The sequence below is a fragment of the Shewanella sp. HL-SH4 genome (assembly GCF_051164845.1).
In the GTDB taxonomy this organism is placed as follows: Bacteria; Pseudomonadota; Gammaproteobacteria; order Enterobacterales; family Shewanellaceae; genus Shewanella; species Shewanella glacialimarina.
In genome coordinates, this window is sequence record NZ_CP195037.1 from 1,385,336 (window position 1) to 1,407,450 (window position 22,115).

Consider the following 22,115-nt stretch of genomic DNA (forward strand, 5'->3'; position numbering starts at 1 on the left):
ATCGCTTAGCTGCGGCATTGCAATTGACTCATCGGGTCGCAATACCTCTTTGCAGCTAAGCCTAATTCTGATACTGATACTAATGCTATAAGGTTAGTTATTAGCTTAGTACACGTCTTTCTGATAACGCTTATTACTGCGTAAATCTTCTAAGTAAGCTTCAGCGGCATCAGCAGTTAGCCCGCCTTGCGATACTACAACACCAACTAATGCTTGATGTACATCTTTAGCCATACGCTCAGCATCACCACATATGTAAACATGGGCACCATTTTGTAACCATTGCCATACATGCTCAGCTTGCTGGGTAATACGATGCTGCACATAAACTTTATCAGCTTGATCACGTGAAAACGCTACATCTAAACGGCTTAAATCGCCACTTTTTAAATACTGCTGCCACTCAACTTGATATAAGAAATCTTGTTCAAAGTGTGGGTTACCGAAGAATAACCAGCTGTCACCCGTTACGCCGTCTGCGGCACGTTGCTGCATAAAGGCACGGAATGGTGCTACACCGGTTCCAGGGCCTACCATGATCACTGGGGTTTCTGGGTTTTCAGGTAAACGGAAATGCTTATTCGGTTCAACATAAACCTTAACCGCCTGACCTTCTTCTGCTGATGCTAAGAAATGAGAAGCACCACCAAATCGGGCTTGACCCTGACGCTCATCTTCAACCAATGCAACCGTTAAGTGAACCTCAGTTTCTACTTCTGCTTGACTAGAAGCAATTGAATATAAACGCGGTGTTAATGGGCGTAATACTTCAACTAATTGGCTTGCGGTAACGTTAGCTGGGTATGCGACCACTAAATCAGCCAGCTGGTTGGCGAGTACAAACTGACGTGTTTGCTCTTTATCTTCGCTTAATGCCAATAGCTCTGCACTGCCGCTAAATTCAGCCCATGCTTTTACTAAACCAGGGTATAACTGGGTTAGCTCTTTTTTATCTGTTAAGGCGTCAACAAGGCTTAAGGTTTCTTTACCTACGATGACTTGATCATCTGCAGATAAACCTAAACCTGAAATAATTTCATGCACAAGTAAAGTGTTATTGCTAAACCAAATGCCTAATGCATCACCGACTTGATACGAAATACCTGATTCACCAAGGTCAATTTCTACATGGCGTACATCACGGTCTGAATCTCGTCCGGTTAACTTTTGACTGACTAATACTTCAGCGGTATACGGTTGTTGCTTAGTAAACGCACTGCTGCCAGCTTGTGTTTGTGGTACAGAAACTATGCCTGCACCCACGCTTTGAATATGAGGTTTAACGGCTTCTAATACACTGTCTTGCCAATCTGACGCAGCCTGCTCGTAATCAACATCACATTCAGCCAATGGCAGTAATTGTTTTGCACCTAATGCAGCAAAACGAGCATCGAAATCTTTACCTGTTTGGCAGTATAATTCATAGCTTGAATCACCTAGCGCGAGCACTGAGTAATGAAGATTATCCAGCTTAGGGGCACGCTTTGAAGCTAAAAACTTATGCAATTCCATCGCGTCATCTGGCGCTTCGCCTTCACCATGGGTACTCACTACTGCTAGCAATAGGGTTTCTTGCTTCAATTGGCGCACATTATATTCACCCATTGAGGCTAAATTAACTGCATAACCTTGTGCCTGTGCTTTAGCCGCTAATTCTGTTGCTACGCCTCGACCATTGCCGGTTTGACTACCATAAAGAATAGTCACTGTTTGGCTAGCACTTGCTTGTGTAGCTCCAGCCAGTAGGCTTTGGCTGTCATTAGCGTTAGCACTGGCAGCTAAGTAGCCACTTACCCAAGCTAATTGCACAGCAGATAACTCAGAGGTGAGTTGTTTTAGCTTATCGACTTGCCCTGGTGACAAAGGTGAAGCTAATGAAGATAGTTCGTTTAACAACATAAGACGGCCTTATAACAGTGTAATGTTTGTAAGCTTACTCCTGTCCGCTAAAAGCAAAAAAGAATAAAAGATAATTTTTTATTCCATTTAGGAATATGCAAAGTCGTTTTTTTAGGCTACAAAAGTGTGGGTTAGTTAAAAGTTTTTAATTTCCCTTAATTAAAACAGCATTAATTAACCCTGCAGCACTTGTTTGATTGCAGTGTCTACAGCAAGCTAAGAAGCTGGATTAACAATTGGTTATCTATCAAGTTAATTGTTCTCTGCATAAAACAACAAAACGATGCCCAAAAGGTATCGTCAACAGAGACCTATTGATGTTCATCAACTGATATCAATGCCAGCCAAATACGATCGATTTGTTGATCACGACCGTCAACGAATGATCATGTGAAAATATTATGCTATTTGGCGGGGGAGCCTTATCGCATTTTACTCATTAACCATCAGGGAACAGTCATGCAGATTGGAATACCGAGAGAAAGTATTGCAGGTGAAACGCGCGCAGCTGCGACGCCAGCCACAGTGGTACAACTTAAAAAGCTCGGCTTTAGTGTGGCCATAGAGGCGGATGTAGGTAAATTATCAAGTTTTGATGATGCCGCATTTGAACACGCAGGGGCTGAAATTGTAGAAGATGCATACCAAGCTGACTTTGTTTTCAAAGTTAATGCACCTACAGACGATGAAATTAACAAAATGAAACCTGGCACAACCCTAGTTAGTTTTATTTGGCCAGCTCAAAATCCTGACTTAGTTGACAAATTAGCTCAGAAAAAAATTACCGTGATGGCGATGGACATGGTGCCACGTATTTCACGCGCTCAGTCACTAGATGCCCTATCATCTATGGCTAACATTGGTGGTTATCGTGCAGTTATTGAAGCCGCCCATGAATTTGGCCGTTTCTTTACCGGCCAAATCACTGCCGCGGGTAAAGTGCCACCGGCTAAAGTACTGGTTATTGGTGCTGGCGTAGCTGGCCTTGCCGCTATTGGTGCTGCGGGATCACTGGGCGCAATCGTCCGTGCCTTCGATACTCGCTTAGAAGTAGCCGAGCAAATTGAATCTATGGGGGGCACATTCTTAAAGCTTGAATTTGAGAACACCGAAGGCGGTTCATCTGACGGTTACGCTAAGGTGATGTCAGAAGAGTTTATTGCTGCTGAAATGGCGTTATTTGCCGAGCAGGCAAAAGATGTCGATATTATCATTACCACCGCACTGATTCCTGGCCGCCCAGCTCCTAAGCTTATTACCAAAGACATGGTTGATAGCATGAAGTCAGGTTCTGTGATTGTCGATTTAGCGGCAGCCACTGGCGGTAACTGTGAATATACCGTAACAGGCGAAAAGTTTGTCACCGACAACGGTGTAAAAGTTCTTGGTTACACTGACCTGCCTGGTCGACTACCGGCACAATCATCGCAACTTTATGGCACTAACCTTGTGAACTTGATGAAGTTAATGTGCAAGGAAAAAGACGGTAACGCGCTGCTTAACTTTGACGATGTTGTTATGCGTAATATGACGGTAACGCGTGACGGTGAAATTACCTTCCCGCCTCCGGCCATTTCAGTGTCTGCAGCACCAGCCAAACCAGCCGCAGCGCCTGCGGCCCAAAATGCTCAACCCAAAGCCCCTTCTAAGCTTAAGTATATTTTAGGCCTTGCTGGTATTGTGGCATTTGGCGCAATAGCCACAGTTGCACCATCGGAGTTTTTGTCGCACTTTACGGTATTTATATTGTCATGTGTGGTCGGTTACTACGTGGTATGGAACGTGTCTCACTCATTGCATACACCGCTTATGTCAGTCACCAATGCCATTTCAGGCATCATTGTTGTCGGGGCTTTGCTGCAAATTGGACAGGGTTCAACACTGGTCACAGTGCTGTCATTTATCGCAGTGTTAATTGCAAGTATTAACATTTTTGGTGGTTTTACCGTCACTCAGCGCATGCTGAAAATGTTCCGTAAAGATTAAGGGGAATTATCGTGTCAGAAGGACTGGTAACAGCATCGTACATTGTCGCGGCGGTATTCTTTATTTTAAGCCTTGCGGGGCTTTCAAAACAAGAAACGGCTAAAAACGGCAATTTATTTGGCATCATAGGGATGGTTATTGCCCTTGGTGCAACTATTTTAAACCCAAGTACCACAGGCGTAGTATGGATTATTTTAGCTATGGTGATTGGCGGCGCAATTGGCGTTCGCTTGGCACTGAAAGTTGAAATGACCGAAATGCCTGAGTTAGTCGCTATTCTTCACAGTTTTGTGGGCATGGCTGCGGTATTAGTGGGTTACAACAGTTTTATCGACTTACACCCACAGGCAATTAACGAAATTGTAGTGGCAATCGGTAATGACTTAGACACTACGCTTGCAACGGCTGAAGCGGCATTTGCTGAGGCAAGCCAAGTACAGCAGCAAAGTAAACATTTAACTGGGGCAATGCTTAATATTCACCTTGTAGAAGTCTTCTTAGGGGTATTTATTGGTGCAGTAACCTTTACCGGTTCTGTAGTGGCATTTGCCAAACTGCGCGGATTACTGCCATCAAAAGCACTGACCTTGCCACATCGTCATAAGATGAACTTAGCCGCGGTGATTGTATCGTTAGTGTTAATGGTGCAATTTGTGCAAACAGGCGGTGCGGTTACCCCAATCTTGATTATGACGCTAATCGCCTTTGCCTTTGGTTGGCATTTAGTGGCCTCTATTGGCGGCGCGGATATGCCAGTTGTGGTTTCAATGCTTAACTCATACTCAGGTTGGGCTGCAGCCGCTGCGGGTTTTATGCTATCAAACGACTTACTGATCATTGTCGGTGCATTGGTGGGTTCATCGGGCGCAATTCTGTCTTACATCATGTGTAAAGCGATGAATCGCTCGTTTATCTCGGTCATTGCTGGCGGATTTGGTAACGATGCTGTCGCCACAAGTGGCGATGAAGAAGTGGGCGAGTACCGCGAAACCAATGCCGAAGATGTTGCTGATATGCTGAGAAACTCTCAATCAGTCATCATCACCCCAGGTTATGGTATGGCGGTTGCGCAAGCACAATACCCGGTTGCAGAAATTACCCGTAAATTACGTGATTTAGGCATCAAGGTGCGCTTTGGTATTCACCCCGTTGCAGGGCGTTTACCTGGCCATATGAACGTATTGTTAGCCGAAGCAAAAGTGCCGTACGATATTGTATTAGAAATGGATGAAATCAATGAAGATTTCAGCAGTACTGATACCGTCTTAGTGATCGGTGCCAATGACACAGTTAATCCTGCTGCGATGGAAGATCCAAACAGTCCAATTGCTGGCATGCCAGTACTGGAAGTGTGGAAAGCGCAAAACGTGATTGGCTTTAAGCGTTCAATGAACACAGGTTATGCGGGAGTGCAAAATCCACTGTTCTTTAAAGACAATACTCAAATGCTATTTGGTGATGCTAAAGACAGCGTAGAAGCGATTCTAAAAGCACTTTAATTACTGAGCTTTGCAACATAAAAATACCAGCCAACAGGCTGGTATTTTTTTATGTTTATAACCAGCAACAATACTGTTTTATATAGACTAGCCTTAATCAAGGTTCAGCTATTTATCGCCCATATACAATAATCAAGAGTAATAATTTAATCGTTTGACCATTTAATCTGGAATTCTATTTCTTGTTCTGAATCAATTCTTTCATGCTCTATATTGTAAGTGGCACGCACTGGCACATAAATTCTTTCACCGGCTATCTGGATCTCAAATTTAGTTCCACTTTCAAGTGAGTCAGCTAATCGCCTTAGTTTTGCAACAAATTCAGCCGTTGTGTATGTTTTTTCGATATCTCTGTCTGCTTTTAAACTCATTTTATTTACTCCGCAAATAACTGTTATCCATAACAAAATGAATCAACTTACCTAATCTTAATGATTCATTGACTCAATATAGCTAATTAGGTACCAAAAAATATTATAAAAAAAGGAGGGCTAACATGGTTAGCCCTCCTGATTTTACTCGTTCACTATTACGCCAAGCTTAAAACTTATAGCTATAACCTAATGTTGCAGATTGTGGCTTACCAGAGAAAACCGAGCCATGAACACGCGTGGTCATGTAGGTTTCGTCAAATAAGTTATCTACATTTAAGTATACTTCTGACGCGTCGTTAATAAAGTAACGCGCTGATAAATCAAATACTGTTTTAGAAGCAATTAACTGTTCAGCAGGAATATCACCCTGACCCGCTTTAGTGCGCATATCGTCGGTATAACGACCCGCCAATGTCACTTGCCAGCTTTCTGCTGCAACACCTGCTGATAGATATAACTGATTTTCTGGCAGATAAGTTAGCGAGTCACCTTTACTTACGCTATCCCAGCTTTCAAAGTCAGAGGTAAAATCAGAGCCAAACTCTGCACTGGTGTAGGTGTAGGCCATCTTCACTGGGAAGCTTAATTCACCTTTTTGGTTAAACTCATATCCTAAGCTCAACTCTAAACCCGTTACATCAACTTCACCGGCGTTGTACTGGTTATCAATGTTGTTATCATCACAACCTTGAGCCGCTGTACAGTTACCATGCATATTGCTGTAGTCACCATAGAATACGATAGCTTCTGATGTTAACGCATCTTGGTTATAGCGAAGTCCTGCTTCATAGTTCCAGCTTTCTTCTTCTTGACCGTCAGCGTTACCAGGTGCAGCAGGAGAGAAACCTTTTTGCACGCCTGCTAATACGATAAGCGCGTCATTCACTTGATAAGTCGCAGATAAAGAAGGCATGATAGCGCTGAAACTGTTATCAACATCTTTACTCGCTTCACCATCACGGCCTGGGTTTGCTTTACCCCAATCTACGCGATTAGTGGTAACGTCTTCGTAGCGAACACCCGCGGTAATAGCAAAATCACCAATGGTCATACGATCTTGAACAAACAATGACCAGGCTTCTGCACTATCGATACGATTAGAATCTGTGCCCGGAATACCGCTTTTAGTGCGGTTCATTACTTGAGAAGTGTCTAATTGATAGGTATCAGCCCACTGATAACGGTCCATTTCATCTTCATGGTAACGCGCACCAAATGCAAGCTCATGGTTACCGACAAAGTAATTTAATTCAGTTTGTAAACCCTGAGATAAATAACTACGATTGTTCGCTTTAACACTAACATCAATAGGTGCAGTAACTAAGCCCTTGTCAAAATCAGCTGCATTTTGCACGCCGCCACTGCTTAAACTTGAACCACCCACTTTATCCGCTTTATACCAGTTACGGTGAAAGTCGTTATAGTAAGCCGTAGTATTAAGTGAAAGTGCATCATTAAGTTCAATCACATGATTTAACTGTATTTGCTTGTGTTCAGTGGTCATTTGATCTTTTTGTGACGCAGAATAACGCGTAAATGGCGTTGCAGCATAATCAGCATCAGTTAACCCCATATAAGTTTCGTTAGAAACCTCATCGGCGTACTTCAGTTTTAACTCAACAATTTGTTGATACTTAGCGGTTTCATCCGTTTTAATGCTGACTTTAGCAAGCGCATCATTTTTAACAAAACCAGTGTCACCGCCAACACCATTGATGTCACGGAAACCGTCAGCTTGGTAGCGATAGATTTCAGCGACCGTACCGACGCGATCACCTTGACCACCGGCATAAGCATGTACTTTGCCAAAGCCATCTTGACCAGCGGCAACATCCACTTTACCCGCTAAATCTGCATCTGGAATTTGACGCGATAGCATGTTAATTACGCCACCTGTAGTACGTGGACCATATTTAACCGTAGAGCTACCTTTTAAAATCTCTACACTTTGCATACGACCAGAAGTAGGGAAATAATAAGCTGCTGGTGAAGAATAAGGCGCTGGAGCGGCTAATACGCCATCTTCCATAATAGTAATTCTTTCAGTACGGTTTTGACCTGTACCGCGCATCCCGATATTTGGGCGTAAGCCATAGCCGTCTTCTTCTTGAATATACACACCTGGAATTGAAGCCAATGTACGCATAATATCGGTATACTTAAACTGCTCAATATCAGCTGCAGAGATAACATGCGCACTGCCCGGTACAGTGTTAATAGGATTGCGACTACCGAATATGGTTATTTGTTCAATGTTGGCTTGTTTAGTAACTTGCTTTGTGCCGGCAGCTTTATCTTCGGCTGTTGCACCCATGCTCATCAATAATGCACTTGCTAAAACACTCAAACGTAAGGTGTTTGACTGGCTCATGTTAACTCTCCCAAATACTACTAACTACTAAAATACAAATAAAAACAATTCTTATTAACGTTAGTGATTGTGCGTAATTTTACTTAAGCGAGCCTTAAAATCAACAAATAGGTACGCTTTATTTACAAATAAGGTAGTCTTGTGGCGACCAATTTCACATATGTGAATTAGATCACCGCCAGTCAGTACAAAAAATATTCAGATTTGACTTTGTATCAAAAGATAACGAGTCATCGGGTGAGTATATTGCTAAATGTGCAGTAAACTACGGTGAAAAAATTAACCATTAATTATAAGACTCATTCCATCATGTTTTTATCACCTTATTATTCTAAGCAAGATCAAAGTGTTTTTATCGCGGCACAACAAGCCAGTGATTTTGCTAAACGGGTTGCTGGAGATTTCAACCCTATCCATGATGTCGGCGCAAAACGTTTTTGTGTGCCGGGTGACTTATTATTTGCACTGGTCTTAACCGAATATGGCTTAAGCCAAAACATGACATTCCAGTTTGCTGGTATGGTCGGTGATGGTGTTGAATTGTGCTTACCCAATTTTGGCGAAGATAAGTTCACTATCATTGATGCGAAAAACAAAGAGTACATGCACGTCACTCGCCAGGGGCAAGTATGTCAATGTGATATACAAACAGCCGCATTCATCAAAAGTTATGTCGCGTTTTCTGGATTAAACTTTATCCACGTATTGGTTCCTATGATGAAGCAACATCAGGTAATGATTAACCCTGATCGTCCTTTGGTGATTTACGAAAGTATGTCATTTCATCTTGACCACTTTGACTTTGATGACATCAGCCTACATTTAATTGATCAACAGTTATTAATTAATGGCAAACGTGGTGATGTCACCTTGACCTTTGAATTGCGTCATGAAGAACGTGTTATTGGTACTGGGAAAAAAACCTTAGTGTTAAGTGGACTGTGTGAATACGACGAAGAAAAAGCACAACAAATGTGTCAAAATTACCAATCCCGTAAAGACACTTTATAATCCTCCCGCTTGGCTTAAAAACGCGCTTACTTGATGATGAATAAGCGCGATTACCCTTCAATTTCACTACCAATAAAAATACGCTAAACGATTGTTATTTAACTAACACCCAATGATTTCCTTACTACTTTATCAAGCCAGTATTCCCTATCAAAAACTGCCAATAAAACACTGTCTATAAACCATGAGATAAGTGCCGGTAACCCTAACAGCCTTGCCACCACTAAAATATTACTCCCCCTAAAATAACACCTAGTTATATAGATTATGTCGTCAATATCAGGATCAATAGATGTGACTGCAGCAGACTAAATAAGCAATAGATGTTGCTAGCGTTTTTGGGGGCATGGTGGGGATACACAATCATGCTCGCTGTAAAGCAAACATAACTTGTAGAACATAAGGATAGGTAGATTTAGCATACTATTTGAATTGGTCGCAGCGATTTTATATAAGCATTCAAATGGTCTTAGTGGACGTAAGGGAAGCCCACTCAGACAATTTATCAATTAAGCCGCTTTTTGTTGAGGCGTACTTTCTAGCAATAAAATAGCACTGTAACCTATTAAATGATTTACGCATTTTACGCCATCCTCACCTAACTCAGTTGACGCTATTTCTTGTGCAATATTGACTGCTTTAAAATATGTCACGTTATCATCGCTGGTACCACAAAGGCTAAAAAACAGTTTCAGTACTGCCTTATGCTCTTCACCCTGCACTGCTTTTTTCCATGATAGCTCTAACGATGCAATAGAACTAAAATCGAGTGTATCAACAAATAGCTGCCCGATCCTATGATCTAAACGCACTAAAAACTCGGTCTTTTTTGGAAAGTGATGACTAATACCAGTTCGACTAATGCCAGTTGCATTTGACAAGGTTGTATATGACATAGCCTGAAAACCTATGGTAAGGATTTGTTTAAGGGCTTCATCTAAAATTTGATTTACGGTTTGTTCGGTTTCAACTCTTGAACGCTTGGCCATGCAACTGTGTCTCGCTAATAATTTGGGAGAAAATCTTACCAGACAGCATTAGAAAGTACCGCTAAAAATAACCCCAGAAACAACAGACTTGCCAACATTTACACGACAAAATGTATCAAAATCCAGCCATTTTGATACACCTGTTAATAATTTACCTTTAAAATTCAAAGAGTATTAATCTAATTCTCTACTAAGCAGCCCCTAACCAATTAGCAAAAATACAACAAAAAATTTCACTTTAAATAAATCATATAAATCAGTAGATAGCGCTTACAAATTTTGCGATGACTCTAAATATTGACTGCGCCATTTTTGTGCGGCTGGCTTTCCCATCAAAAAATCTAATGTCGGTTGAAGAATTTTGGCTAAATCGGGTTGGCGCCAAAACATATAGTTGGGTAATGGTTGCACCACACCGGCACCAAATGTACGTTGGATTAAACTTGAAAATTCGCTAATGTCTCTGGTGGAATAATTGGGTAGCTGGGGATAAATTTGCGCTATAAATTCACGATAAGGAATATCTTTTACGTATGGTTTCTGTGCATTCATTTGTAACAAATACTGCAATTGAGGGGCACTCCAGTGAGATAAGTTATCACTATCATGAATAATAGCTAAGTTACGACGATGCAGTTGTTGCAAGGCAAAATGTAGCTGTTGTGTTTGCGCTAAATGCCAAAATAAATAAACGTCAGCTAACCACTCATGCTGGTAATCAGTTAAGTTTGACGGTAATTCCAGGCCCTGCAATGCAATATTATGCAAGTGTCCTATCTCATGCCATAAGCTTAATTGAGCCTGGTTAATAAGCTCAATACTAAAGGTTTCAAGCCCTAATGAGCCGGTCTGTTGCTTGGGCTCTCGGTCAGCTTGTATTACTATAACTCCCGCAATAGTTGGATGGTTAACAGCTAACACCATGGCACTTTTATAGCCCATAGATTGGCGAACATTCAGTGCTGATAATCCTATTTGTTTCTGTAGAGAGTGTGGTAATTCTTTGAGGCAGAAGTCAATATTGGCCAGCGGGCAAATTAATGCCTGCTTGTTGAAAATATTAACCCATTCTGACGGGGTATCTACTGAAGATATTTGTTGCTGGTGAGTAATATGATCTAACTGCTCGGCATGCAGATTAACTGACTGAACAATACAAAACAGCAGGCCAACTAATTTGATTAATTGACCTGACTTGCCCTTCACATCGACACAAGAGTAAATGCATCGATAGCATTTAACCATATGAATAAAATAGATATCAGTGAAGGGCAATTTCAGCCTTGAAAAAAGCGTCACACTATTTATTAGCCATAATATTTTGAATAATTGCTGTCGTTGACACCCCTTCCTCAAAACCAAGTACTTCTACTTTACCGCCATTAGCGATGACTTCTGCTCCGCCAGCAATATCTTCAATTTTATAATCACCACCTTTCACTAACGAGTCAGGCAGTAAACGCGCAATAACTCGCTGTGGTGTGTCTTCAGCAAAAGCGACAACCCAATCAACTGACGCTAAACCAGCTAGAACCGCCATACGGCGATCAACCGGGTTAACTGGACGGCCATTGCCTTTTAAACGTTTAACCGATGCATCATCATTCACGGCAATAATTAATCGGTCACCAAGGGCACGAGCCTGTTGTAAATAGCTGACATGTCCCGCATGTAAAATATCAAAACAGCCATTGGTCATGACAATTTTTTCGCCACGTAAACGCGCTTGATCCATAGCATAGGCTAACTGGTCTTCACTCATGACACCAAAGCCCGACTCACCTTGATTAATTTTTAGAGCGCTAATCAGTTCAATACGGCTTACTGTAGAGGTACCTAATTTACCGACAACAATACCCGCTGCGGTATTGGCAATGGCACAGGCTTGTGCAAGCGTCGCACCTGCGGCAATAGAAGTCGCCAATGCAGAAATAACCGTATCACCGGCTCCAGTAACATCGTGTACTTCGCGCGCAACGGTAGGAATATGTAATTCAGGTTCATCCTGGGTAATTAACGTCATGCCTTTTTCAGAACGAGTCACTAAAATGGCTTTAAAATCATGTTGAGTTAATAAGTTTTTTGCTTTTGCAATAAGATCATCTTCACAGGTAACAGTACCTACAACAGCTTCAAATTCACTCATGTTAGGGGTAATTAATGAAGCACCATGGTAGCGACCAAAATCACTTCCCTTTGGATCAACTAATACACTCACCCCTTTAGCACGGGCTTTGGCAATAAACGCCTTAGGTTCGATAATGGCGCCTTTAGCATAGTCAGATAACACTAATACATCGATATCATCTAACAAGGCTTCAGCTTGCTGAAATAGCTGTTCACTGTGGCTAAGTTCAAAGGGCTCTTCAAAATCAAGACGAATTAACTGCTGGTTACGCGATAATACGCGTAACTTAGTAATAGTCGGTTTGCCTTCAACTGCCAGCCATTGTGGTTCAACCCCAAGGGTTCTTACCCCTAAAGTCAGCGCTTCAGCGGTCTCATCTTTACCAACTAATCCAGCTAGTTGCACTTTGCCACCTAAAGCAGCAACGTTTAATGCCACGTTAGCCGCTCCGCCCGGACGATCTTCAATTTGATTTATTTTCACAACAGGAACAGGGGCTTCTGGCGAAATTCGTGCCGTTGGGCCAACCCAATAACGGTCAAGCATCACATCGCCAATCACTAAAACACGGGCATTTTCAAAAGCAGGAAGAGAAACCTTCATAGTGTAATCACTGTTTGTTGTAAAAAATTCCCTTGATTGTACCTAATTTTCACAGAGAAATGAGTTAGAATATTAAAAAAATTCATCGATAAACGAGTCATTTGTGATCGAAAAAGCCCAATTCACCTCAAAACTCTATCACCCTAAGTATTGGTTACTCTGGTTAGGCGTAGCAATCATGCGCACAACCCAACTTATACCTATTTCAATGCAAATGAAAATAGGCGCCGGATTAGGCCGTTTAGTAATGATTGTGGCGGGAAGTAGAACACACACCGCTAAACGTAATATTAAGCTGTGTTTCCCCGATATGCCTGAAAATGAGCAACAGGCATTGCTAAAAAGTAACTTTGAAGAAACGGGTAAAGCACTATTTGATACCATTAATGCTTGGTGGTGGTCGGATGAAAAAGTACAAGCTCACATGACTATGACAGGCCAGGAGCATGTTGAAAACAGTTTGCAAAATGGTAAAGGCGTTATTTTATTTGCGGTTCATTGCTTACCGTTAGAAATGGGCGCTCGTGTTTTTGGTCAATTCCAACCTGGTATTGGAGTATATCGCCCGCATAACAATCCAGTGATGGAATATTTACAGGTAAAAGGCCGACTACGCTCTAACAAAGGACTAGTGCCTAAACGTGATGTACGTCAGATGATCCGCAGCTTACGCGCACCGGATGTTATTTGGTACACGGCGGATCAAGATTTTGGCCGTTCAAGTGCGGTGTTTATTCCATTTTTTGCAGTACCTGATGCAGCTACAATAACTGGGGCAACCTCGTTGGCTAAATTAGGTAAGGCAAACGTATTACCTTTTGTTGTTGAACGCACAAGTGACGATAGAAGCTATAAAATTGAGATATTGCCACCTCTAGATAACTTTCCTGGCGACAATGAACTTGATGATGCGATACGCGGTAATAAAATGATTGAACAAATAATTAATAGAAGACGTTCACAGTATATGTGGCTTCATCGACGCTTTAAAACACGCCCAGATGAAAATAGTCCATCGCTTTACGACTAATAAAGATCCACTAAGTCGTCTGCTAGCTAATCCAGTATATTTAGAAATCAGATTTCTATCGGTTAAATATAATATATGAACCTAAAAATGGGTTGATATTTTAACCTGAATAAGTGACGATGCGCCCTGTTACAGCGTATCAGCTGCCACATAAAATAACCCTATTAAATAGGAATACCACAGCATTATGTTAAACCTTGTAAAATATGCCGTTTTTACTGCAACTATGGCAATAGTTAGCTTCAATAGTATTGCATTAGAATATCGCTTACCTGCCAAAGGCAGTTTATTAGTAGGTGAAAACCAACATTATGTGGTGCCCGAAGGTAAACTGACACTGGAAGATATTGCATCACAATTTCAATTAGGGTTAACCAATGTGTTAGAAGCAAACCCTGGTGTTGACCCATTTCTACCAACTCCAGGTAGCACTTTGGTGATCCCACATCAATTAATTTTACCTAATACCAAGCAGGAAGGCATAGTCATCAACGTGGCTGAAATGCGTTTGTATTACTATCCTAAAGGGACTAATACCGTTGAAGTATTACCTATTGGTATTGGCCAAATTGGTAGAGACACACCAGAAAGCTGGGTAACAACGGTACAACGTAAGCGCGCAAATCCAACCTGGACGCCTACCGCTACAACCCGTAAAATCTATGAAGCCAAAGGTATAACCTTACCGGCTGTATGGCCAGCAGGCCCTGATAATCCTATGGGTTTGTACGCCCTTTATATCGGTAACCTTTTCGCTATTCATGGCACCAATGCTACTTTTGGTATCGGCTTACGGATAAGCCAAGGCTGTATCCGCTTACGTCATGATGATATAGAGCATTTATTTAATACAGTTCCTGTGGGCACCCGAGTCGAGTTTGTTAATCAACCGGTTAAATACACCGCTGAACCTGATGGCAATCGTTATTTAGAAGTACATCAACCACTGTCTAAAACACAAAATGAATTTGAATCTAACGAACCTGTAGCATTAACTTTCAATAAAGAAACGACTCGCTTTATTGCACACGCTGAAACAGATTCTTTTGTACTAAAACGCTTATTAGAGCAACGTACTGGTATTCCAACACGTATCAATCCTTAAATATCTGTGCGACTAAACTGCGTTATATAGCAAAGCTTGTGCTTAATCATAGAAATTTTGTATAAAAAAGACCCATATTATATGGGTCTTTTTTACTTTAATGAGATTTTCGCTACCGCATAATTGCACCTAGCCACTTTGCTGCAAGTCAATTAGTCATCTGTTTGTGTCTTATTCACCGCATCAGTAATCGCGCTAACCTTAGCGGCTATCTTGTCTTCTTTGTCTTCAGTGCTTTTTGAATCTGCAACGGCTTTCACTACATCTGAGCTTTTTATGTTATCGGCTACTTGCTCGCTTGCCGCCATTGACTCTTTAGATAATGTATCTATATTGCCTGACATTAGTGCATTGGATGTTTCCATTGCCTGTAAATCCTCCATTGCCACATTAGGATCCGCTAACCCAGCATTGATAAGCTCTTCCTTCTGTTCAACAAAAAATTGTTCAGTTTGAACATCATTCAATAACTTAACGGCATTACGCTCGGTTATTGATTGTGCCGGTTCAGATGATGGGGTAAAAAGTGCAGGTTCAGAACTTACCTTTGGCGTTTGTGCAAACTGAGTTAATGCGCCAGATTGCCAGCCTAACAAAGCTGCGACAGCAACAGCACCAAAACCGAGTAAGACTTTATTGGAAGATGCCTTGGTTTTTTGATCTTTATTTAAGGACGCGCTAGTTGTTGTTTTGAGTGAGTTGGGGGCCACTATTTCAGTTTGACAATTATCGCTAGAGTTTGCTGGCTGAGAAATCTGACTAGTGTCACTATCACTTGATACAGGTAACACACCGGCATCAGGACCTTTTGTCCGCATACCAATAAATTGGCCACCATCATATATTTCCATATCGTGACTCGACACATCGGCCTCAACAACACCTGTGCTAATAATCACCAGTTTATTACAAAACAATTTGCCTTTTAGCGTGCCGCTTACACGTAACTCTTGGCAATATACCTCGCCATCTATTACCCCACAGGGCTCTATTTTAACTTCATCACTAGAACGAACTACGCCGGTAATTTTGCCCGCTATCAATGCAGGACCTTGAATGTCGATCTCACCCTTGAGCGACATATCCGCCCCAATGTAAGTTACACCCTTGCTTTTATTGTTCATTATTTTATCCTTTACAGATTAGGGGTGTTGCAAATTTACATCAAACTGAGCATAAACGCGACCCATGATAAAATTGAACTGAGTTATACTAATGCCGTTTATTCCTTTGAATCCCATTATGACATTATCGCCCCTTTCACAGTACCAGGCCCTAAGCCAAATAAGCTTACAGCCTGATGCCGCGCAATCTGTGGCCTTGCAAGCATTAGACTCGCTGTACTACCAATTACGATCTTCAGGTAATGACCATGACATAAAAGGGATTTATTTGTGGGGGGATGTCGGCCGCGGAAAAACGTTTTTGATGGATTTGTTTTATCAAAGCATCACTAATACACCCAAGTTACGCCTGCATTTTCATCGATTTATGGCCATGCTGCACCAGCGTCTAAATCAAACCACTGGCATTAGAGATCCGCTCACCCACATCGCCAAAGATATTGCACAACAATATCGTTTGATTTGCTTCGATGAGTTTTTTGTTGCCGATATTGGCGATGCGATTTTACTAGCACGCCTATTTGAGACATTATTTGCCGAGGGGGTAATATTAGTCGCCACCTCTAATATAACCATTAATGAGTTGTATAAAGGCGGCTTACAACGGGATCGCTTTTTACCCACTATTGAGTTACTGAAACACCATACCCAAGAAATTCACCTTAATGGTAGCGTCGATCATCGCTTGAGTGCCTATTCAGCTTGCGGCCAGCAACATCATCTACAGTCAGGTACTGCATTACATAACCCCTTATTTACTTTGCCGTCCAAGCTCGATGCGCCGAGTGTTTATAAGCTGTTACAGCACAATACCGCTTTAGCGATTGATAAAAACAAGCCATTTACGGCAAACATTATCTCTATTTGTCAGCGACCTATTCCGATCGAAAATGCCATAGACACTCTTGCTTGGTTTGAATTTGATGCACTATGCAATGGCCCTAGAAGTGCGCTGGACTATATCGAGTTAGCAGGACAATTTAAGGCAATTTTACTCAGTGAGGTGCCAGCATTAGGCGGTGAAATTCGAAGCTGGATTAAAGCACGAGGCACTGAAGATGGTGTTATCGCCACCAGCACCGGAGAAAGACAACTCGCCTATTCAATACAAGATGATCCGACTCGCCGCTTTATCAGCCTGGTGGATGAACTATATGATCAAAAAGTCTGCCTTATAATACATTCACATATCCCGCTTGAAAATCTATACCAAGGCGGTGAATTATCATTTGCGTTTAAACGTACCTATAGCAGATTAATTGAAATGCGCCGCTGGTTATAACCTAATCGCGGGTAAATTTTTCTACATCACTAAAGCGCTTTAAAAAATTATCTAACGCTTCGTTATTAGGGTAATCAAACTGGTATTTGTTATGAAAGAAAATATCTAACTTTACCTGCGCATCGCTTAAGGTAATGGTATAGCCATCAAAACCTGTTAGCGCGTTAATGCCGCATAAGTGATAGACCGATTCTGCGGTATCTGATGTTTTCTCACCATATTGGGTCACTTTATTAAAGACCCGTAAGGCCCTATGGATATCAATTTCGTTTTTCATAGCACTCTCTTCACGTTATCTAAGTCACTTTAGCCATTGAATACAGCTCTTCATTTATCGTAAGCATCATATCGCAGTTTCATTGATAAAACATTGCTATCAAATACGAATACAAGGCACAATCAGCCCATAAAATTATCGAATGAAATTTCATCCATAACGAGAACATGAGCTACTATGCCTGATATTGTCATTGCTTTTTTTGCCTTAGGTCTGCTTGCTGGATTAATTAAATCAGATCTTAAAGTCCCTAAAGCCACCTATGAAACCCTGACCATTTTACTGATGCTAACCCTTGGCTTAAAAGGCGGTATGGCATTACATGGTGAAACGCATAACCTACAAATAAGTGAACTGGTTGCCATTATTGCGCTGGGTTTTATTATCCCTCTCACCCTATACCCCATTTTACGTAAAGCGATACAACTCGAACAAAAAGAAGCCATCAGTATTGCTGCTCATTATGGCTCGGTTAGCGCTGGTACGTTTGCGGTTGTATTAGCTATGGTCGATTATTCTGATTTACCTTTACGCCCTGAAACCACACTTTACTTAGTGCTATTAGAATTACCCGCTATTATTATTATGTTATGGCTGCACCGTCATTTAGAAGCTAAAAATAACCCTCAAATAACAACCGCTTCCCATGGCAGTGTATTGCATGAAGCACTGACCAGTCGCGGAGTGGTGTTACTGTGTGGTGGTGTGGTTATCGGCTGGCTGTATGGCAATGAGGGTATGGCGCCATTAACCCCCATTTTAATGGGTGGTTTTAAAACACTTTTAGCGTTGTTCTTATTAGAAATGGGGATTAGCACAGCAAAAGTGTGCTTTCCACTGCCTTATAAACAATGGCGCTTACTGGCTTTTGCAGCAATAGCTCCTTTTGTTTTAGCCTGGGTAGGCATTGGCTTAGGCTTGATGCTAGATTTACCTTCAGGCAGTATTCTTGTATTGGCAGGGTTAAGCGCCAGTGCTTCATATATAGCCGCACCCGCTGCAATTAAAGCGGCAATCCCCGATGCCAATATTGGTTTAGCTATGCTGGCATCATTGGGAATAACCTTCCCTGTTAACGTGCTTATCGGCTTACCTTTGTATCAAATTTGGATTGAAAAATTAGTCGTGAGCTAATCACTGTCAGCATCAGTTCAAAGCCATATAACAAAACAGGTTAACTTTATCTAAAGTTAACCTGTTTCAGTTTTAGCTATACCAGTTATGATATTAATACTTCATTTCAAGAATATGGCGATAAATTTCAATCACGGTATCGGTTTTATTCTTAACCAAGTCTTGATTAATTTGACTGCCCATTTGTTGTAACGTGAGCTCATGATTGTGATCTCTTAGCCAACAATAGGTTTGAGTTAAGTGCTGCGCTTGCATCACCGGCATCAGTTCTAAATCAGCCAACACTTCAAAGATGCGCACATTGTCTGACCATATGGTTAGCTCTTGGTATTGATGTGCATAAGCCAATACCATAAACTGGGCGATAAATTCGATATCCGCAATTCCACCCTCACTTTGTTTTAAGTTAAACATGCCAGCGCTTGCCTGCAACAAGTGATCTCGCATTTTGATACGCATATCCCTTACAGCGGTGGCCAGTTCATTTTTATCGCGCTGAATTTGTAATACTTGCGCCCTTAGTAAGCTAAAACGATGGGCTAACTCATGGTCGCCAAATACAAATCTCGAACGCACTAAGGCTTGATGCTCCCAAGTCCATGCATCTTGCATTTGATACTCACCAAAGCGTTCAATTTCACTCACTAACAATCCTGAGGATCCCGATGGACGTAGGCGCATGTCAACTTCATACAATTCACCTGAGGTGGTACGAGTCGCAAATAAATGTACTATGCGTTGAGCTAATTTTAAATAAAAATGACTGTTGTCTATTGGCCGTTCGCCATCAGTCGTCCCCGCAATGTTATTACCGTGTAAGAAGACTAAATCTAAATCTGAACCATAGCCCAGCTCAATGCCGCCTAATTTACCGTATCCAATAACCGCAAAACCCATCTCATTTGGAGAGGTTCCTTGAGGCACACCGTGGCGTGCAGCGATTTGATGCCAAGCATGTAATACAACTTGCTCAATGATAGCTTCAGCCAAATAAGTGAGGTGGTCGCTCACTTGCATAACAGGTAATACTCCGGTGACATCTGCCGCGGCAATCTTTAGCTGTTGCGATAACTTAAACTGGCGCAAAGCTTCCATTTGCTGCTCCATATCATCTTCTGGCACACGCAGCAGATATTGTCGCAGCTCGCTTGGATAGTCATCAATCGACGTAATATCATATAGTTGAGCGGGATCGATTAGCTCATCTAACAGCATTGGAAAGTTGGCTAACTCTTTAGCTATCCACGGACTGGCACAACATAAACTGACCAATTGTTGACGGGCGCCTGGATTTTCACATAACAATTCAAGATAAGTGGTGCGGGTTAATATTTTATCCAACACCTTAGATACCGGCTTAAATGCCAAACTGGGTTTAGTTTGAACCGTTAACTCTTCTAGCAATTTTGGCATTAACCGGTCTAGGGTTTCTCGACCTCGGGGGCCAATTGATCGCTTAGAAACGGTATTACGCCAGTCACTGAGAAGTGGCCATAATTCAGGGTCTTCAATTTGTTGTTCTTGCAATAAATTATCAGCATGATCATCTTGCTGAATATTCCAAAACAAACTTGTCCAATGATCGCTATGTTCATGTGAATCACTGCCACCTACTGTGGCATTAAAATGACCATGAATTTTTGCCATAGCCGCTTCAATATGAGTGCGCAAATCCGTTTCGTTGGTTAACCCCATGCTGTAACATAAACGTTCCCAGTCCAATGAATTATTCGGTAATGTCTGGGTTTGTTTGTCATCAATGGCTTGCAGCAAGTTTTCAACTCTGCGCAATAAAATATAAGCATGTTTTAACTCATCAACAGCTAAGTATTCCAGTTGCCCTAAACTGTATAAAATATCAATCGCGCCAAATAAGCTTTGCTGACGCAGTGCAGGTTCACGTCCTCCCCGAATTAACTGAAAACTTTGCACCACGAACTCCACTTCACGAATGCCACCAGCGCCGAGCTTAATGTTGTCGGTTAATTGGCGGCGACGCACTTCCTGGGCAATCATTTGCTTCATTTTTCGCAATGACTCAATCGCAGAAAAATCAATATAACGGCGATATACAAACGGACGTAATAAGCCATGTAACTCGTCACAGTAAGCGGTCCAGGGGCCAAGTACTCTGGCTTTTACCATGGCGTAACGTTCCCAGTCGCGTCCTTGTTCCTGGTAATAATCTTCAAGGCCGGCAAAGCTGACCACTAAAGGCCCGCTTTCGCCATAGGGACGCAGACGCATATCAACTCGGAACACAAAACCATCGGCGGTGACTTGATCAAGCAGGTTAACTAGCTTCTGTCCCATACGAATAAAAAACTGCTGATTAGCTATCGCACGGCGGCCGCCCACCGTTTCGCCATGTTCAGGAAAGGTGAATATTAAATCGATATCAGAAGAGAAATTAAGCTCTCGGCCACCTAATTTACCCATACCGAGAATCAATAAAGGCTGCGGTTTACCCTCAGAATCGGTAGGTGTGCCCAGTTGTTGGCAAGTATCTCTATAAAGCCAGTCTCTTGCCGCAATCACTAATGCTTCGGCTAACGCAGACAAATCAACTAAAGAGTCTTCTAGTTTTGCGTAATTAGCAAAATCTCGCCATGCCAGTCGTACCATTTGCTTATTACGAAATAGACGCAACGCCGACTTAACTTGATCTTCAGTAGTGAGCGCTGTCAGGATTTGATCCAGTTCTTTACCAAAGTCAGCCCGCACCACTTCATCGAGCAAACCGTTAAAAAGCTGAGGTATCCATTGAGGATTACGGCATAACTGATCAGCAATATAATCACTTAGTCCTAATACAGTGCGCAGCTCGGTTTGCTGAACATTAGTCAGCGTCGTAGCCTCAGGCCAGAGGTCGACTAATCTTAACCAGTAACTTTCTGCTACTTGCTGTATTTGTGCAGATAATACCTTGTTACTTTGAGATGGCATGGCGATAATTATCCTTTGTTCAAATTCTCTGTTAGACATAATATGTCAAGAATGTTATATCTTGAACCTGAAGTTTTTTTATTTTTAACTCAAAAACAAGAGATGAGTGACCGAGTTAATATGACTTAGAATATAAACTGTCATCTTAAGCATTTACGTAATTTTGTTTTCAAAGGTAATTTGGCCACCAACAACGAGCCAATTACGACTGAATTCTGTACTGTGAGCAGAACAAATAACGCTTTAAGTGCTTTTACTATTTGGAGTTAAGGTTAATATACTCAAGATACTATACCCTGTACTATACGCACATTAAAAATTGTGCCCTATGCACATGAATTTTATAACACTTGGAGA

The 22,115-nt window shown here is 41.7% G+C and carries 16 protein-coding genes; 7 read left to right on the top strand and 9 right to left on the bottom strand.

The window, feature by feature from the left end; all coding sequences use genetic code 11:
• Nucleotides 1-105 precede the first annotated feature (105 nt).
• Nucleotides 106-1,899, bottom strand: a complete 1,794-nt coding sequence (locus tag ACRWQL_RS06980; protein ID WP_434928304.1) for an assimilatory sulfite reductase (NADPH) flavoprotein subunit — start codon at nt 1,897-1,899, stop codon at nt 106-108.
• Between the two features lie 459 nt (nt 1,900-2,358).
• Here ACRWQL_RS06980 and ACRWQL_RS06985 point away from each other — a divergent pair, with 459 nt between their 5' ends.
• Nucleotides 2,359-3,885, top strand: coding sequence for a Re/Si-specific NAD(P)(+) transhydrogenase subunit alpha (locus tag ACRWQL_RS06985; protein ID WP_434952876.1), 1,527 nt, complete (start codon nt 2,359-2,361; stop codon nt 3,883-3,885).
• An 11-nt stretch (nt 3,886-3,896) separates the two neighbouring features.
• Nucleotides 3,897-5,384, top strand: a complete 1,488-nt coding sequence (gene pntB, locus ACRWQL_RS06990; RefSeq protein WP_226411097.1) for a Re/Si-specific NAD(P)(+) transhydrogenase subunit beta — start codon at nt 3,897-3,899, stop codon at nt 5,382-5,384.
• A gap of 146 nt (nt 5,385-5,530) precedes the next feature.
• Here pntB and ACRWQL_RS06995 read toward each other — a convergent pair whose 3' ends face one another.
• The gene (locus ACRWQL_RS06995) at nt 5,531-5,755 is read right to left on the bottom strand and encodes an amphi-Trp domain-containing protein (protein WP_226411099.1); all 225 of its coding nucleotides are present in this window, start codon (nt 5,753-5,755) and stop codon (nt 5,531-5,533) included.
• Between the two features lie 169 nt (nt 5,756-5,924).
• Nucleotides 5,925-8,129 (bottom strand): TonB-dependent receptor family protein, encoded by a 2,205-nt coding sequence (locus ACRWQL_RS07000; protein ID WP_434952877.1) that lies wholly within the window; start codon nt 8,127-8,129, stop codon nt 5,925-5,927.
• A 309-nt stretch (nt 8,130-8,438) separates the two neighbouring features.
• Here ACRWQL_RS07000 and ACRWQL_RS07005 point away from each other — a divergent pair, with 309 nt between their 5' ends.
• On the top strand, nt 8,439-9,140 hold the full coding sequence (locus ACRWQL_RS07005) for a DUF3581 domain-containing protein (RefSeq protein WP_434952878.1): 702 nt from the start codon (nt 8,439-8,441) through the stop codon (nt 9,138-9,140).
• 509 nt (nt 9,141-9,649) lie between these two features.
• Here ACRWQL_RS07005 and ACRWQL_RS07010 read toward each other — a convergent pair.
• The 3 genes from ACRWQL_RS07010 to hldE form a co-directional block, all read right to left on the bottom strand.
• Complete coding sequence (locus tag ACRWQL_RS07010) at nt 9,650-10,129, bottom strand: TetR family transcriptional regulator (RefSeq protein ID WP_226411105.1); 480 nt, start codon at nt 10,127-10,129, stop codon at nt 9,650-9,652.
• Nucleotides 10,130-10,399: 270 nt separating this feature from the next.
• Nucleotides 10,400-11,335, bottom strand: coding sequence for a hypothetical protein (locus tag ACRWQL_RS07015; RefSeq protein WP_434952879.1), 936 nt, complete (start codon nt 11,333-11,335; stop codon nt 10,400-10,402).
• Nucleotides 11,336-11,429: 94 nt separating this feature from the next.
• Nucleotides 11,430-12,860 (bottom strand): bifunctional D-glycero-beta-D-manno-heptose-7-phosphate kinase/D-glycero-beta-D-manno-heptose 1-phosphate adenylyltransferase HldE, encoded by a 1,431-nt coding sequence (gene hldE / locus ACRWQL_RS07020; protein WP_434928300.1) that lies wholly within the window; start codon nt 12,858-12,860, stop codon nt 11,430-11,432.
• Nucleotides 12,861-12,963: 103 nt separating this feature from the next.
• Between hldE and ACRWQL_RS07025 the strand changes: the two genes are divergently transcribed.
• Together ACRWQL_RS07025 and ACRWQL_RS07030 are read left to right on the top strand one after the other, a co-directional pair.
• The gene (locus ACRWQL_RS07025) at nt 12,964-13,890 is read left to right on the top strand and encodes an LpxL/LpxP family Kdo(2)-lipid IV(A) lauroyl/palmitoleoyl acyltransferase (RefSeq protein ID WP_434952880.1); all 927 of its coding nucleotides are present in this window, start codon (nt 12,964-12,966) and stop codon (nt 13,888-13,890) included.
• A gap of 226 nt (nt 13,891-14,116) precedes the next feature.
• The gene (locus tag ACRWQL_RS07030; RefSeq protein ID WP_404830064.1) at nt 14,117-14,995 is read left to right on the top strand and encodes a L,D-transpeptidase family protein; all 879 of its coding nucleotides are present in this window, start codon (nt 14,117-14,119) and stop codon (nt 14,993-14,995) included.
• 152 nt (nt 14,996-15,147) lie between these two features.
• On the opposite strand, the gene ACRWQL_RS07035 is transcribed toward ACRWQL_RS07030, so the two are convergent.
• Nucleotides 15,148-16,119 carry a bactofilin family protein gene (locus ACRWQL_RS07035; protein ID WP_434952881.1) on the bottom strand — a complete coding sequence of 324 codons (972 nt, stop codon included), beginning with the start codon at nt 16,117-16,119 and terminating at the stop codon, nt 15,148-15,150.
• 118 nt (nt 16,120-16,237) lie between these two features.
• Between ACRWQL_RS07035 and zapE the strand changes: the two genes are divergently transcribed.
• Entirely contained in the window at nt 16,238-17,401 is a 1,164-nt protein-coding gene (gene zapE / locus ACRWQL_RS07040) for a cell division protein ZapE (RefSeq protein ID WP_434952882.1), read from the top strand.
• A gap of 1 nt (nt 17,402) precedes the next feature.
• Here the strand turns inward: zapE and ACRWQL_RS07045 are convergent, their stop codons facing one another.
• The gene (locus ACRWQL_RS07045; protein ID WP_434952883.1) at nt 17,403-17,678 is read right to left on the bottom strand and encodes a DUF3081 domain-containing protein; all 276 of its coding nucleotides are present in this window, start codon (nt 17,676-17,678) and stop codon (nt 17,403-17,405) included.
• Between the two features lie 177 nt (nt 17,679-17,855).
• On the opposite strand from ACRWQL_RS07045, the gene ACRWQL_RS07050 reads away from it, so the two are divergent.
• Nucleotides 17,856-18,812, top strand: coding sequence for a sodium-dependent bicarbonate transport family permease (locus tag ACRWQL_RS07050; protein WP_434952884.1), 957 nt, complete (start codon nt 17,856-17,858; stop codon nt 18,810-18,812).
• Between the two features lie 93 nt (nt 18,813-18,905).
• Here ACRWQL_RS07050 and glnE read toward each other — a convergent pair whose 3' ends face one another.
• Nucleotides 18,906-21,758 (bottom strand): bifunctional [glutamate--ammonia ligase]-adenylyl-L-tyrosine phosphorylase/[glutamate--ammonia-ligase] adenylyltransferase, encoded by a 2,853-nt coding sequence (gene glnE, locus ACRWQL_RS07055; RefSeq protein ID WP_434952885.1) that lies wholly within the window; start codon nt 21,756-21,758, stop codon nt 18,906-18,908.
• Nucleotides 21,759-22,115 lie beyond the last annotated feature (357 nt).

What these genes read in the sequence shown, in the direction of transcription:
- ACRWQL_RS07010 (WP_226411105.1), bottom strand. Translation starts at nt 10,129, where the DNA reads ATGGCCAAGCGTTCAAGAGTTGAAACCGAACAAACCGTAAATCAAATT.
- glnE (WP_434952885.1), bottom strand. Translation starts at nt 21,758, where the DNA reads ATGCCATCTCAAAGTAACAAGGTATTATCTGCACAAATACAGCAAGTA.
- zapE (WP_434952882.1), top strand. Translation starts at nt 16,238, where the DNA reads ATGACATTATCGCCCCTTTCACAGTACCAGGCCCTAAGCCAAATAAGC.
- ACRWQL_RS07030 (WP_404830064.1), top strand. Translation starts at nt 14,117, where the DNA reads ATGGCAATAGTTAGCTTCAATAGTATTGCATTAGAATATCGCTTACCT.
- ACRWQL_RS07000 (WP_434952877.1), bottom strand. Translation starts at nt 8,129, where the DNA reads ATGAGCCAGTCAAACACCTTACGTTTGAGTGTTTTAGCAAGTGCATTA.
- ACRWQL_RS06985 (WP_434952876.1), top strand. Translation starts at nt 2,359, where the DNA reads ATGCAGATTGGAATACCGAGAGAAAGTATTGCAGGTGAAACGCGCGCA.
- hldE (WP_434928300.1), bottom strand. Translation starts at nt 12,860, where the DNA reads ATGAAGGTTTCTCTTCCTGCTTTTGAAAATGCCCGTGTTTTAGTGATT.
- ACRWQL_RS06980 (WP_434928304.1), bottom strand. Translation starts at nt 1,899, where the DNA reads ATGTTGTTAAACGAACTATCTTCATTAGCTTCACCTTTGTCACCAGGG.
- ACRWQL_RS07050 (WP_434952884.1), top strand. Translation starts at nt 17,856, where the DNA reads ATGCCTGATATTGTCATTGCTTTTTTTGCCTTAGGTCTGCTTGCTGGA.
- ACRWQL_RS07035 (WP_434952881.1), bottom strand. Translation starts at nt 16,119, where the DNA reads ATGAACAATAAAAGCAAGGGTGTAACTTACATTGGGGCGGATATGTCG.
- ACRWQL_RS07005 (WP_434952878.1), top strand. Translation starts at nt 8,439, where the DNA reads ATGTTTTTATCACCTTATTATTCTAAGCAAGATCAAAGTGTTTTTATC.
- ACRWQL_RS07045 (WP_434952883.1), bottom strand. Translation starts at nt 17,678, where the DNA reads ATGAAAAACGAAATTGATATCCATAGGGCCTTACGGGTCTTTAATAAA.
- ACRWQL_RS06995 (WP_226411099.1), bottom strand. Translation starts at nt 5,755, where the DNA reads ATGAGTTTAAAAGCAGACAGAGATATCGAAAAAACATACACAACGGCT.